The 13,913-nt window shown below is 33.8% G+C and carries 15 protein-coding genes and 2 pseudogenes; 11 read left to right on the top strand and 6 right to left on the bottom strand.

Annotation, left to right across the window (positions count from 1 at the left end):
* Position 1: 1 nt before the first annotated feature.
* The gene (locus ABH959_RS03235; RefSeq protein WP_404492273.1) at positions 2 to 463 is read right to left on the bottom strand and encodes a DinB family protein; all 462 of its coding nucleotides are present in this window, start codon (positions 461 to 463) and stop codon (positions 2 to 4) included.
* Between the two features lie 171 nt (positions 464 to 634).
* On the opposite strand from ABH959_RS03235, the gene alr reads away from it, so the two are divergent.
* Positions 635 to 1,810 carry an alanine racemase gene (gene alr, locus ABH959_RS03240; protein WP_113938538.1) on the top strand — a complete coding sequence of 392 codons (1,176 nt, stop codon included), beginning with the start codon at positions 635 to 637 and terminating at the stop codon, positions 1,808 to 1,810.
* Positions 1,811 to 1,841: 31 nt separating this feature from the next.
* Here the strand turns inward: alr and ABH959_RS03245 are convergent.
* The 3 genes and pseudogenes from ABH959_RS03245 to ABH959_RS03255 all read right to left on the bottom strand — a co-directional run.
* Positions 1,842 to 1,976: pseudogene (locus ABH959_RS03245) on the bottom strand (class I SAM-dependent methyltransferase); the annotation flags it as partial.
* Entirely contained in the window at positions 1,969 to 2,835 is an 867-nt protein-coding gene (locus tag ABH959_RS03250; protein ID WP_113938539.1) for a GNAT family N-acetyltransferase, read from the bottom strand. The pseudogene ABH959_RS03245 and the gene ABH959_RS03250, both read right to left, overlap by 8 nt.
* Before the next feature lie 23 nt (positions 2,836 to 2,858).
* Entirely contained in the window at positions 2,859 to 3,737 is an 879-nt protein-coding gene (locus ABH959_RS03255; protein WP_113938540.1) for a phosphotransferase, read from the bottom strand.
* A 383-nt stretch (positions 3,738 to 4,120) separates the two neighbouring features.
* Between ABH959_RS03255 and ABH959_RS03260 the strand changes: the two genes are divergently transcribed.
* Positions 4,121 to 5,329 (top strand): macrolide family glycosyltransferase, encoded by a 1,209-nt coding sequence (locus ABH959_RS03260; RefSeq protein WP_113938541.1) that lies wholly within the window; start codon positions 4,121 to 4,123, stop codon positions 5,327 to 5,329.
* Between the two features lie 169 nt (positions 5,330 to 5,498).
* Positions 5,499 to 6,356 (top strand): YitT family protein, encoded by an 858-nt coding sequence (locus ABH959_RS03265; RefSeq protein WP_060749812.1) that lies wholly within the window; start codon positions 5,499 to 5,501, stop codon positions 6,354 to 6,356.
* Positions 6,357 to 6,403: 47 nt separating this feature from the next.
* Here the strand turns inward: ABH959_RS03265 and pdxR are convergent, their stop codons facing one another.
* Positions 6,404 to 7,801, bottom strand: coding sequence for a MocR-like pyridoxine biosynthesis transcription factor PdxR (gene pdxR / locus ABH959_RS03270; RefSeq protein WP_113938542.1), 1,398 nt, complete (start codon positions 7,799 to 7,801; stop codon positions 6,404 to 6,406).
* Between the two features lie 131 nt (positions 7,802 to 7,932).
* Between pdxR and ABH959_RS03275 the strand changes: the two genes are divergently transcribed.
* The 6 genes from ABH959_RS03275 to ABH959_RS03300 all read left to right on the top strand — a co-directional run bounded on the left by ABH959_RS03275 (position 7,933) and on the right by ABH959_RS03300 (position 11,861).
* Positions 7,933 to 8,355 carry a GNAT family N-acetyltransferase gene (locus ABH959_RS03275; protein ID WP_113938543.1) on the top strand — a complete coding sequence of 141 codons (423 nt, stop codon included), beginning with the start codon at positions 7,933 to 7,935 and terminating at the stop codon, positions 8,353 to 8,355.
* 147 nt (positions 8,356 to 8,502) lie between these two features.
* Positions 8,503 to 9,630 (top strand): metallophosphoesterase, encoded by a 1,128-nt coding sequence (locus ABH959_RS03280; RefSeq protein ID WP_113938544.1) that lies wholly within the window; start codon positions 8,503 to 8,505, stop codon positions 9,628 to 9,630.
* A gap of 231 nt (positions 9,631 to 9,861) precedes the next feature.
* Positions 9,862 to 10,428, top strand: coding sequence for a GNAT family N-acetyltransferase (locus ABH959_RS03285; RefSeq protein ID WP_113938545.1), 567 nt, complete (start codon positions 9,862 to 9,864; stop codon positions 10,426 to 10,428).
* 6 nt (positions 10,429 to 10,434) lie between these two features.
* A complete protein-coding gene (locus ABH959_RS03290; RefSeq protein WP_404492274.1) occupies positions 10,435 to 10,995 on the top strand; it encodes a 2'-5' RNA ligase family protein in 561 nt (186 codons plus the stop codon).
* On the top strand, positions 10,992 to 11,477 hold the full coding sequence (locus ABH959_RS03295) for a GNAT family N-acetyltransferase (RefSeq protein ID WP_113938547.1): 486 nt from the start codon (positions 10,992 to 10,994) through the stop codon (positions 11,475 to 11,477). Before ABH959_RS03290 ends, ABH959_RS03295 begins: the two co-directional genes overlap by 4 nt.
* A 12-nt stretch (positions 11,478 to 11,489) precedes the next feature.
* Positions 11,490 to 11,861 carry a cupin gene (locus ABH959_RS03300; RefSeq protein WP_404492275.1) on the top strand — a complete coding sequence of 124 codons (372 nt, stop codon included), beginning with the start codon at positions 11,490 to 11,492 and terminating at the stop codon, positions 11,859 to 11,861.
* Here the strand turns inward: ABH959_RS03300 and ABH959_RS03305 are convergent.
* Positions 11,789 to 12,388: pseudogene (locus ABH959_RS03305) on the bottom strand (GNAT family N-acetyltransferase); the annotation flags it as partial. The gene ABH959_RS03300 and the pseudogene ABH959_RS03305 overlap by 73 nt on opposite strands.
* Positions 12,389 to 12,519: 131 nt before the next feature.
* Here ABH959_RS03305 and ytfJ point away from each other — a divergent pair.
* The gene (ytfJ, locus tag ABH959_RS03310) at positions 12,520 to 12,945 is read left to right on the top strand and encodes a GerW family sporulation protein (RefSeq protein ID WP_113938551.1); all 426 of its coding nucleotides are present in this window, start codon (positions 12,520 to 12,522) and stop codon (positions 12,943 to 12,945) included.
* A 160-nt stretch (positions 12,946 to 13,105) separates the two neighbouring features.
* Positions 13,106 to 13,882, top strand: a complete 777-nt coding sequence (locus tag ABH959_RS03315; RefSeq protein ID WP_002085994.1) for a hypothetical protein — start codon at positions 13,106 to 13,108, stop codon at positions 13,880 to 13,882.
* The last annotated feature ends 31 nt before the right edge of the window (positions 13,883 to 13,913 follow it).

Below are 13,913 nucleotides of genomic sequence, written 5' to 3' on the forward strand. Positions count from 1 at the left end.
TTTATTGAAATAAAGGTATGTTAGGATCTTTAATGTGCTCACATAATAAAATATGAATTTGCCCGCGATGATGATAAAAATGTGCAACGATTTCAAGTAACCATTCGAATCGAGAGTAAGAAATACCCCAATAAGCAGTCATAATTTCCGCTAATTCTTCATTGGAATAGGATGAAAAAGTTTTAGAAAGTAAATCGTACCCTTGTATCATCGTTTGCTGTATTTGAGTAATTGTTTCTGGTGTTTGTTCTATATAAAAGGTATGTAAGTCTTTTTCCGTAATACCATTTAATATGAGTAAATCAGCATGGAAAATAAGGGAAAGATGTGTGCACATTTCAAATAATGACCGCTTTGATTCAATCGGCTTTATTTTCAGATCACTTTCAGTATACTGGCTCAGTATTTGAATGGAAGTATCGATAGCAATTTTAACTTGATTCAATGCAGATGGAACAAACATTGTAATTATTCTCACCTCCGTATATAATAGTTTCTTAAGGGTATTATATCATACTCAAAATTCCGAAAATTCTAGTAGTTTGACTAGCATAGTGAAAAGTATTATATTGTAAAAGGTCATATGAAACGTGAAATAGAATGGAATGTAATTATTGAGTTAGGAGTTAGACCAATGAGCTTGAAATATGGAAGAGATACAATTGTTGAAGTTGACTTAAATGCTGTAAAACATAATGTAAAAGAATTTAAAAAACGTGTGAATGATGAAAATATTGCGATGATGGCTGCTGTAAAAGCGAATGGGTATGGTCATGGGGCAGTTGAAGTTGCGAAATCGGCTATTGAAGCAGGAATAAACCAACTTGCAGTTGCATTTGTAGATGAAGCAATTGAATTAAGAGAAGCTGGAATTACTGTACCTATTTTAATTTTAGGATATACATCAGTAGCAGCTGTAGAAGATGTAATTCAATACGACGTTATGATGACTGTTTATAGAGTAGAAGATTTACAAGGTATAGATGAAGTTGCAAACCATCTTCAAAAGAAAGTGCGAATTCATGTGAAAATTGATACAGGAATGAGCCGTATTGGTTTACAGGAAGAAGAAGTTAAACCGTTTTTTGAAGAGTTAAAACGTATGCGATATGTAGAAGTAGTAGGGATGTTTACACATTACTCTACCGCTGATGAAATAGATAAAACTTATACAAATATGCAAACAAGTTTGTTTGAGAAAGCTGTAAATACAGCGGGAGAATTAGGAATTCATTTTCAATATATTCATAGTTCAAACAGTGCAGGATCAATGGAACTTAGTAACACATTTCAAAATATGGTTCGTGTTGGTATTGGAATTTACGGTATGTATCCTTCAAGAGAAGTGGATCATACAGTTGCTTCCTTACAGCCAGCGTTGTCTTTAAAATCAAAAGTAGCTCATGTTAAACATGCGAAGAAAAATCGTGGTGTTAGCTATGGGAATACTTATGTAACAACGGGCGAAGAATGGATTGCAACTGTACCGATTGGTTATGCTGATGGTTATAATCGTCAGCTATCTAATAAAGGGCATGCACTAATAAACGGAGTACGAGTACCTGTAATTGGCCGTGTTTGTATGGATCAGCTTATGCTAGATGTTACAAATGCAATGCCAGTACAAGTAGGAGACGAAGTTGTATTCTACGGCAAACAAGGTGAAGAAGAGATTGCGGTGGAAGAAATAGCAGATATGTTAGGTACAATTAATTATGAAGTTACATGCATGTTGGATAGAAGAATTCCACGTGTTTATAAAAAAAATGATGAAACGACTGCGGTTGTAAATATATTAAGAAAAAAATAAGAAAAAACTGAATCGATATGATTCAGTTTTTTTATTTTTGACAAATGAAAAATGTTCTATTTATACCGTGTAGTTGTATATTGTTACATCCTACAGATTTTAAAGAGGTAATAATTTCGTCTCTAAAATAACATGCTTCCTCGATAGAAAAGTCACTCCTATTCCAACAATCTATAATAATCATACTTTGTCATAATTTCAAAACCACATTGTGTATATAGTTTTAAAGCATTGTTATTTTTCGTTTCGACGTCTAGTTCAATTGTTGAAACTCCTTCTGTAATAAGTGTACGTACCATATAACTAAGAATATCTTTACCATATCCTTTACCTTGATAAGAAGGATGAACGGCGAATCCTGATAGTGTAGTAGATTGCTCTTGCTCAGTAACTGTAATCGTTCCTATCACTTTTTCATCGATAAGAGCACTGTAAACTTGATGGGAAGATGAATTCATCATCTTTTGTAACCATGTGGATGTATTTGCTGCCGAATCTCCAAAAGCTTCACTAGCGATTTCTATAAGATCAGGAAGTAATTCAGAAGATGCAACGGTAAGATTAATATTATTTTTCAATGTTTTTTGTGCTTCGTTTGTTTTGAACTTCATACCGTATTCACTGTATAAATAAGGAAAGTTCATTTGTTTTGCAAATGATTTTCCCGAAATAGAGTCACCATTAATTATAAGAAGGGCTTCATCTGCCTCTCTTTTTTGTATTTCTTTCATTGCGGTTTGTAAAAGAGTAGTGCCTATATGTTGTTTCCTATAGTTCGGATGAACAAACCCTATTAACTCCAGTTTTGTTGGTCTCTCAAAGTCATACATACTTAATGCACCGATTAATTGAGTATCATCATAAAATAGAAAATCATTTACCACTTCTATATTACGGGCAGTTAAAAAGTTTATATGTAAATCTGACGAGTAATCAATTTGATCGTGTTGTCCGCAAATATGAGATAAATCTTTCATTTGCTGAATTTCGTTTTCTGTTAAAGATTTCTTTTGTTCAATATTCATTTCATAATCCCTCTCATTCGTATTTAAAAATAGGATGGATGACTTAGCCACTTGTCTAACTCCACACTGCCCTGAACAGATAATAACCGGTACAAATATCGATAGGGATGTCTACATTCTTCAAGACGAGGAATGGGCATAATGGTTTCGTAACCTTGTTTAAAAGCATGAGCCTCTTTTTCTGTAAATACATATTCTAATCCAATAAAATCAAACTCTCGAGGAGCAACCGCATAAGCTTCTGTATCTACTAAACCAGTAATAGATTGACCATCTGATAAAAACTGAGTAGGATCCATATCAATTAAAACAAGTGTAGATTCCTTCGGTGACGGCAAGGAAGAGAGCTGTGACTCAAAAGTATGGAATGCGTTTTGGATGCTCGCGTTATCGGAATAGAACTTATTTACAAGATCTTTACTGACTTTTAATATGTGAGACTTAAATTCTTCTAGTGGAATGTGGAAAGTATTTGATGGGTTTCCTATAAACTCTGCTTGAAACGAATGAATTTCTGCTAGTCCTTTTCCAAGGCTGAATAAAATAGAATCAGGTTGTTCGATAAATGATTGCAGCGTATTTCCGGTTAGTTTTCCGACGATTACATACTCTCGCTCATTTAAAACATGTTTTTGCAAAATAGTCGGGATGGGTAAGGTAGTATGCTTTTTCAATAATGCGTGTATTGTTTCTAAATGATGTACATGCCTTGGATCAATTCCAAAAAGATTTTTACATCCCCACCAAAAATCATTGTTGGGCTCTTCAGTCATTTTTGAGGAACGAACAATAACTTCTTCAGCTTCTGTTTTAACAAGAAACACGTCGCTTGCATGGTCTACATAGCCTGGGTGTAAAGTTTGAACAGATAAAATAGGTGAAGTGAATAGTTGTTGTAGCATGAAAGGTCCCCTTATTCTGTAAATTCTATAAATTCATTATATAACAGAATATGTACCAAGTGGATAATGATGGGGACAACATAGAACTTAAATAAATTTATGGTGAGAAATCAGTGTGAAAATTATATTTTTCTAGTTTTGTATGAATTATCAAAATAATGTTTCTGACGATAAATCTGTAAAAATTCCTGAATATAAATCCCGTATTTTTCAATAAATGAAAGGTTAAGCCTACTTTTATAAGAGTTATAATGTAGGTTATGAAAAATATTTCTCAATAATAAAATGAAGAGAAATATATGAAGAAGTAGAATAGATTACTTAATAGTTTTAAATTAATTAATATTATTAACTATTAATTATATTAGATAGGAGAGAATATTATGGCAAATGTACTCGTAATAAATTTCCCTGGAGAAGGTCATATAAATCCGACTTTAGCTATTGTAAGTGAGTTAATTCGGCGAGGGGAGACAGTTGTTTCGTATTGTATTGAAGATTATAGAAAGAAGATTGAAGCAACAGGTGCAGAATTCCGAGTGTTTGAGAATTTCCTCTCTCAAATTAATATTATGGAGCGAGTAAATGAAGGTGGGAGTCCTTTGACGATGCTGTCTCATATGATTGAAGCATCAGAGCGTATTGTTACTCAAATTGTAGAAGAAACAAAAGGGGAAAAGTATGATTACTTGATATACGATAATCATTTTCCAGTAGGACGTATTATAGCCAATTTTTTAAAATTACCTAGCGTTTCTTCTTGTACAACGTTTGCTTTTAATCAGTACATTACTTTTAACGATGAACATGAATCAAGAAAAGTAGATGAAACGAATCCATTGTATCAATCTTGTTTAGCAGGAATGGAAAAATGGAATAGACAGTATGGAATGAAATGTAATAGTATGTATGATATTATGAACCATCCTGGTGATATTACTATTGTATATACTTCAAAGGAATATCAGCCGCGTTCAGATGTATTCGATGAATCGTATAAGTTTGTCGGCCCATCAATTGCTACGCGTAAAGAAGTAGGGCGCTTTCCTATGGAAGATTTAAAAGATAAAAAATTGATTTTCATTTCTATGGGAACAGTTTTTAATGAACAACCTGAGCTATATGAAAAATGTTTTGAAGCGTTTAAAGATGTAGAAGCGACAGTCATATTAGTTGTTGGTAAGAAGATAAATATAAGTCAATTTAAAAACATTCCGAATAACTTTAAGTTGTTTAATTATGTGCCGCAATTAGAAGTATTACAGCTTGCTGATGTATTCGTGACACACGGTGGTATGAATAGTTCAAGTGAAGCACTATATTACGGTGTCCCATTAGTTGTAATTCCGGTAACAGGAGATCAGCCTTTAGTTGCGAAGCGAGTGAGTGAAGTAGGAGCTGGAATAAGGCTTAATCGTAAAGAATTAACTTCTGAATCGTTACGTGAAGCTGTAGAGAAAGTAACGTATGATGTAACGTTTAAGGAAAATAGTCGTAAAGTTGGAGAGACACTTCGAAATGCTGGTGGGTATAATAGGGCAGTTGATGAAATATTAAAAATGAAAATGAATTCATACTTAAAACTTAAATAAATGTTTGGAGCACACTTACTGTAATATGTAAGTGTGTTTTTATAAATAAATTACATAAAAAATCACTGTAAAGGTGAAACTTTTGTGTATATAAACTCATATCTTTGAATTAGTAGTAAAATTACGTTAAAATAATACTAAGAAAATACATAAGTTTTGGGGGTAATGAATGAAAAAATTATTTGAATACGTATTATTAACAATTGGCTCCATTATTGTAGCGGGTTCACTAGAGCTTATTTTAGCACCTAATGGATTAGTAGATGGTGGGGTAACGGCCATTGCTATTATGGCAAATAAAGTTGCTGGATTACCGCTTTACGGAGTGTTTTTAGGACTTAATATCCCGATTTTACTATTTACTGCAAAGGTAATGGGAAAGAAGTTTTTCATCCGTACATCCTATGCAAATGTTGTTACAACACTCGGATTGATTTATTTAAAACCATTTCCAGCAATTACGACTTCGGAATTATTAATTGTACTTTACGGAGGAGTTCTATTTGGAGTTGGTGTTGGGATCGTTGTAAAAATGGGCGGAGCAATTGATGGATCAGAAATGTTAGCTGTTTGGATGAACAAGCATTTTAAAGTACCAATTAGTACATTTTTACTTGCTGTAAATGCGGTTATTTTTGTATTTGTTGCTATTTTATTTTCAATTGAGCAAGCGATGTTCTCATTAGCAATTTTCTATATTGTTACGAAAATGATTGATTTCATATTAGATGGTATTAATCAAGGAAAGAGCGTTATGATTATTTCTGGGAAAAATAAAGAAATAGGCGATTTGCTTATGAAAGAATTGCAATTATCCGTTACGTATCTACATGGAGAAGGTGGTTTTTTAGGAGAGCACAAGAAAATCATTTATTGTATTACAAACCGTTTCATTTATCCAAAAATGAAAGATCTCGTTCTCTCTGTAGATCCAACCGCTATAATTGAAGCTTCCTATTCAACAGAAACAACTGGTGTTAAGCGTCCAGGAAGGACTGCTCGATCAGGAGACGTATCAGAAAAATAGTGTGTAAAATAACTCCACATAAGTATAACTTATGTGGAGTTATTTTACTAAAGGAACCAGGCTTCCTTTAGTAATTTGACTACAATTTCGATACTATCTTCGGGAATGCTGCCGAAACTGAGTAGTACATATGACGCCTCCCTTAAATTATGTACAGAATCATATGTAGAGAGTGGGTATAATTTGATTTGTTGTTTTGCAGCAGTATGAATCAGTTCTTGTTCGTTCATACCATTATGAACATGAAGTACGATATGCAGTCCAGACTGTTCGCCAAGTATTTGAACACGAGATCCCATTTCATTTTTGATAGATTTAACTAGTAATGTGTGCTTTCTTTTATATAACGTACGACTACGGTTCAAATGGCGCTCCCAATCACCATTGTGAATAAAGGTTGCAAAAGCGAGTTGCTGTATTGTGGAAACAGTTTGTTTAAACTTACCTTCCAGCTCTGTATAGATTTTTAATAGGTGAGTTGGTAAAACGATATACCCCATTCGCAAAGAAGGTAAGAAGGATTTCGAGAAAGTTCCCATATAAATAACGCGTTCATTTGAATCTAGTCCTTGTAAAGAGGGAATAGGTTTTCCTACATAACGAAATTCTCCGTCATAATCATCTTCAATAATATATCCTCCGCAATCATTGGCCCATTTTAATAATTCGAGCCTTCTAGATAATGGCATAATCATTCCAAGAGGAAATTGGTGTGATGGAGTGACGTATGCTACATTGGAACGTGATTCAAGTAAAGTTGAAATACGAATCCCTTTATCGTCTAATGAAATAGGGTGAACAGGAAGACCAGAACTTTGAATCATGGCAGTTATACGGTGAAATCCAGGGTTTTCGATTCCGTATTCTTTTTTTGAACCAAGCAGTTGAAGTAGTAGCCAAAGAAGAGGCTGCGTACCGGCTCCGATAATAATTTGATCAGGTGAAGAATGTACCCCGCGTGCATGGTATAAATATTTTGAAATATGCTCTCGTAGAACGAACTCACCTTGAGGATCTTCTTTAGCAAATAATTCATTTTCATACTGGAATAAAGTTTCTTGTAATGCTCTTTTCCAGTTTGTAATTGGAAAAGCTTTTTGATCAATAAGGCCTTGGCTACAATCATAGTCATATTGTTCATTTTTAATATTGTTAGCGCTGTTTGACGCAACGTGTTGTTTATTTTGAATGATATCAATATCAACTTCCACAACAAAAATCCCGCGTTTCGGTTTACTTTCTACATAACCTTCAGCTAGTAATTGTTGATAAGCAGATTCAACAGTAATACGACTAACATTAAGTTGTATCGCTAAATTTCTATGAGAAGGAAGGCGTGTACCGGCAGGTAGTAATCCCTGAGAAATTTCTCGTTTCATATATTCGTAAATTTGTAAGTAAATTGGTGTTTTACTTTCTAATTGTAATGGGATAGTAAGATCCATTTTAAGAATTCTCCTTTAAAAACTGGCCATATAAAAAATAATCGAACTGTCACTTAAGTTAAGGGCAGTTACTTTTTATAATGATGATATAACATTTAGAAAATTTAATAAATAGCAAGGGGAGAATTATAATGAATATTAGAGAAGTAGTAACAGAAGCTGATTTACATGATGTATTCCCTGTATTACAGCAATTACGAACAAAAATTTCAAGAGAAGAAGCAAGTTCTTTATTTCAAAAAATGAAAGAAGAAAATTATAAACTACTTTCGTTACAGAATGAAGATGATGAAGTTGTTTGTCTTGCTGGTGTAGCAATTTGTACGAACTTTTATAATGAGAAACATGTTTTCGTATATGACCTTGTAACTGCGGAAGCTCACAGATCGAAAGGATATGGTAAAGTTCTTCTGTCATATGTAGAAAAATGGGGGAGAGAAAAAGGGTGCAGTTCTATCGTTCTTACATCAGCGTTTCCAAGAGTTGATGCCCATCGTTTTTATGAAAGAGAAGGCTATGATAAGGTAAGTTATTCTTTTTATAAAGAGTTATAATATTAAGTAGGTTCCGTGTGTAAAAATATATGGAACCTATTTTCTTTTACAGATTTGAGCTAGGAACAGGTCTAGTAATATAATTTGTCGAATATTAGAAATTAATAAGGCGATATTGTATTTAGAGAATGTTAGGAGCGTTTATACTTGGAAAAAATAAAGAAATTATCTATACCAAATGATGTAAGAGTCATCATTATTTCTGATATTCATGGAGAATTAGATCTTTTTAAGGAACTACTACATAAAGTTAATTTTAAAGATGATGATTATTTAATTATAAATGGCGACCTTTGTGAGAAGGGGAACGATAGCATCGGCGTAGTAAACTACGTCATGGATTTAGTAGTTAGCAAGCCAAATGTTTATGTAGTTGAAGGGAATTGTGAAGTTGTAGTTGAAGCGCTTGTAAATGAAAATCCTGCGCTAATAAATTATTTATGTACGCGAAAAAATACAATTTTTAATGAATGGCTAGGGAAATTGAACATTACAGTTAATGAAGAAAGTGATATTCGTGAAGTGAAAAACATATTGATGAGCCATTTTTCAAAAGAAATAAAGTGGCTAACAGAATTGCCGACAGCGATTGAAACAGAAGATTATATCTTTGTACATGCTGGTCTTGAAGATAGAGAGAATTGGAGACAAACAGACAGGAAAAATGCAATTGCAATGCCAGAGTTTTTTAATAAGTCACATAGAGCGGATAAGTACGTAATTGTTGGACATTGGCCTGTTGTGAACTATTCCGAAGAGGCGCCGTCTAACAATCCAGTTATTGATAAGGAGAAAAAAATTATTGCGATTGATGGTGGTAATGCGATTAAAGAAGCAGGGCAATTAAACGCATTTATTATACAGAGGACAACTTTAGGTGATACGTTTTCTTATACATATGTAGATCATTTTCCACAGTATGAGGTATTGGCCGATTTTAATGCGAATTCAGTAATGCAGGGCGGGGTTACATATCCGCATTATTACATAAAGCCTGTGGAGAGAATGAAAGGTTTTACCGTATGTAAACAACTAGGAACAAATGAATTACTTCATGTGAAAAACGAGTATATAAAGCAACTTGAATCAGGTGAGTATACAGTGAAAACGGATATTTCTTGTGCGCAAATCAGTATTAGAAAAGGGGATACAGTTTCTTTAATTGATGATAGCTGCATGGGATATGATTTAATTAAAAAAGATGGTGTAGAAGGCTGGATTGAGAAAGGAATTCTACTTGAGGTAGAAAAGAAGGGGAATACAATATTTAGCTAAAATAGGAGGGGTATAACCTCCTATTTTTTATTAACTATGCTACGAGTTCGTACTTCATCTAATTTTTTCCGAAGTTCCGTTTCTAGATTAAACTCGAAAAAATTGGCTAATTTACATAAATAATTCGTATTTTATAACAAAATTATACAATATAGAGTAGAGTTTTGTTTTGATTTTTCTGAAAAAATATTATAATTGTATATGAAATAAAGAGGAATGTAGGAGGAAATTATGCAAAACGTTATATTAAAGGGGAACAAAGTTACAATTCGTACAATAGAAGAATCAGATATAAAAACATTATGGAATCTCGTATTTAAAGAAGAGAATCCAGAATGGAAGAAATGGGATGCGCCATATTTCCCTTTCTCAATGCAAGAATGCCCATCTTATAAAGAGAAGATGCAAGCTCGTTTAAAAGAAGAACCACTGTCAAATTTAATTATAGAAAATAACGGCCAAATTATAGGGACAGTCGGATTTTATTGGGAGCATAAACCGACGCGTTGGTTAGAAATGGGAATCGTAATTTATGACCCAGCATACTGGAATGGTGGATATGGTACAGAAGCATTAACATTATATAGGGACTTACTATTTGAAAATATGGAGATTGGTAGAGTAGGGCTTACAACCTGGTCTGGCAATGAAAGAATGATGAAAGTAGCAGAGAAAATAGGAATGAGCTTAGAAGGAAGAATGCGAAAATGCCGATATTATAACGGGACATACTATGATTCTATTCGAATGGGAATGATTCGTGAAGAATGGGAAGCGCTACGTGTAACAAAGGGGTGAGGAAGCATGTACGCTATCATTGCTACATTTGATTGTGTGTTTACTAATAAAGTTAGAGAATTGCAAAATGAATTAACGAATATAATTGAAACAAATGAACTAGCCGGAGTAGAACCACATATAACATTGGCTGATTATAAGGAGTTAGATGTTAATTTATATACGAAGAAATTAGAGGAGTTTGTAGCTTTTCAAGAGAACATCTCCACTGTAACTTTTCCTTCTGTTGGAACTTTTCCTACTAACGGAACTATCTTTCTAGCACCGACCATTACCGATGAATTATTAAGACTTCATCATTCTTATCATGATTATTTCAAAACTTTTCATGATAATTCGAATTCATATTACGTGCCAGGAAAATGGGTTCCGCATTGCACGATTTCTAATGGGTTAAATTCAAATCAATTTTTAAGTGTAATGGAATATATATATGGAAAATTTGATGTTACAATAGCTTCGATTGAGAAGTTAAAATTAATTAAGGTAAATTATGAAAATGGTTTTGCCATTTCTTCTAGTATATTAGCAGAATATAATTTAATGAGAATGGAGACATCGAGATGACATATGTAATTAGAGAAATGAAGCAAGAAGATATTCATGCTGTACAAAACGTAGCAAAAATAGCTTGGCATGATACTTACGAAGGAATTATTCCGAGAGAGATTCAAGATAGTTTTTTAGAGGAAGCATATTCTGATGAAAAAATGAAATATCGTCTTAAAAATACACATTTATTCGTTGCAGAAGAAGAGGGAGAAGTAATTGGATTTGCGAATTTTTCACCTGTTAGACTGCAAAATGAAGCAGAATTAGGTGCGATTTATTTGTTACCAGATCAGCAAGGAAAAGGGATAGGAAGTGCTTTGTTAAAAAGAGGGATTAACGGACTTAAAGGGATTCGGAAACTGTACATACATGTAGAAGCAGCAAATGAAAAAGGAAAGCGTTTTTATGAAGCGAAAGGTTTTGCAGCTTTAGAGCAATTTGAAGAAGATTTTGAAGGACATTTGATGCAGACAATAAGGATGGTTTTATACATATAGGGAGGAGCAGGAATGAAAATATTTGACTTTAGCGGAAAAATGGGAAAGCACATATCAGTATTTCAATCTAATTTCATAATGTCGAAAATATTAAACGATCAAGGGAATATACATATCGGCGCTATGCATTTACAAGAGAATGGAATCATCGGATATCATGAAGCAGTTGTGTCGCAGCTGCTTCTTATTGTGGATGGTGAAGGATATGTATGCGGGGCAAATAAAGAAAAAGTGAAGATAGAAGCTGGACAAGCTGTGTTTTGGGAGAAGGGTGAGTTACATGAAACAAGTACGGAAAAAGGATTGATGGCAATTGTAATTGAGTCTGAATTTTCAGCGGAAGTTGAGGAGGATGCGATGATTGCGCCGTCTTTTTCAATATAATATGTACGTCCTGTATTTGTTTCGATAGCTTGCCTTAACATTTTTTCTGATTCATTAGCAGCCGGGAATTCAGCGATGTCACTTCGTAATTTCATAATTCGTTCTATATCATCGAGTGAGGCAAGTTTAATTGTTTCATGAATTGGTGTGCTAGGTAAGTTGCTGTCATTTAGACATTCGCAAAAATACATTTCATTTTTGGTGCCTAGTTGTACACTTGGAGCAGTTTCAAATCTTTCTACAATAGTTGACTTGCCAGAGAGTTTAAGCGGCTTATATGCGGAAAGAAGTGCCTCATAGTCAGTAACCACAAACTCTTCTTTACTATACGGTATAAATGTATCGTGAAAGCGGAGTAAAATGGATTTTAATGTTCCATTCTCTTTAAATACACCCCATAATTCTTGAAAGTCTGTTTCATAACCGAAAGCTTCTAAATCCCCAATAATAAATAAGTTAAGGGCTGCTTCTTCTTTTAGAAAAGAAAATACTTGTTTATGATCTTTCTTTGTTAATTTTCTCATCATAACGAATCGACCTCTTTTTTATTTTTCTAAATATTACAACTTAAGTTTTTTGAAATCAATATAAAATTTTATGTTTAGTTCACCAACTTTCGGAAAAACTAGGAAAGATATGACAAAGGAGGTTATGAACGGTGGATCATCCAATTCAAGGATTAATGAGAGCAGCAATGGAAAATTTGAAGGAAATGGTCGATGTAAATACGATTGTTGGGGAGCCTGTTCAAACGGCTGACGGTGGTGTAGTGTTAACAGTTTCTAAAGTGGCGTTCGGTTTTGGAGCAGGAGGATCTGACTTCCAGACGAATGATGGACAAAGAGCGAACGGTAACCCTGCATTTGGTGGCGGTAGCGCGGGTGGTGTTTCTATTACACCAGTAGCATTTCTAGTCGTGAATAAAGACGGGATAAATATTCTTCATCTACAAAATGCGACACATTTAGCAGAAAAAATAATTGAATTAGCTCCGCAAACAATTGATAAAATTCAATCGATGTTCCAAAAAGAAGAAAAGAAAGAGGGAAATAATCACCCTCAAAACCCAGATGATATCCTTTAAAAACGCCTGCTCATAAGCAGGCGTTTTTTCTTGTAATCAGTATGTAATAAAACACATGAAATTGTAAATAGTTTTTGAAGTTTTTTCTATGTTTCTAAAATTTTTCATGTTAAAATATGCTATAGAATTGAAACATATAAAACGAAGGTGGCTAGGTGCTTTGTCTGGAGGATCTGACCAAGTAAACAATATGATATATATTAATGGTAATCGTCGGGGTCATTGTTTTATTACATCTGGAATTACGTTTAAAGAGTTTGCAAGTAACATCCCTTCACCGCTTCATCAAGTATTGCTTTTAAAGCATAATTTTGAGTGGACAGATTTTCATTATCATACTTTATTTGAATATGTTGAGGAAGAAAACATACATAAACTCATTCAAGCAGAGATTGATGAATTTGATGAATTTTGTTGGGTAGATTTCGATGATGCAAGCGATTTAGATGAGTTAGAGCCAAAAGAAATTGCAGAATTATTATATTTGGCTCACAAAAAAGAACCACTTGGAAGAACGTTCTTCCCATTGTTGAAGAATAGATTCGTTTATTTTTCACATGATGACGGTTGGTACAACAAAGTGTATTACCGTAGAATCGGTGATTTTGTAGGAATGCTGAGTAAAGTGATTCCATATAAACTCGGTTCGTTTGGAAAGAAACGTTTTACTTTCTTCCAAAAATCAAAAATTTTCCCAGCAATTTCAAAGGAAGTTATCCTTGGGCTTATGCCGTTAATGGAAGATGGGTTATACATTGATTTAGCGGGGAAAATTGAGTCGAGAAGAGGTCTTGAAATTCCGGTATATGTAGTAGGATCATTCGAAAGTACGGATGAGGTACTAGATAATATCGATGAATTGAAAGCGGAAGCAACAGAAACGGGTTGGCTCATTTTTGATAAGAAAGAACAAGAGTGGCAATGGGTTGTAGACTAAGAAAACTTGGCGCATGAAGTCAAGTTTTCTT

Origin of the sequence: Bacillus sp. RC51, assembly GCF_044908115.1 — a bacterium.
In the GTDB taxonomy this organism is placed as follows: domain Bacteria; phylum Bacillota; class Bacilli; order Bacillales; family Bacillaceae_G; genus Bacillus_A; species Bacillus_A mycoides.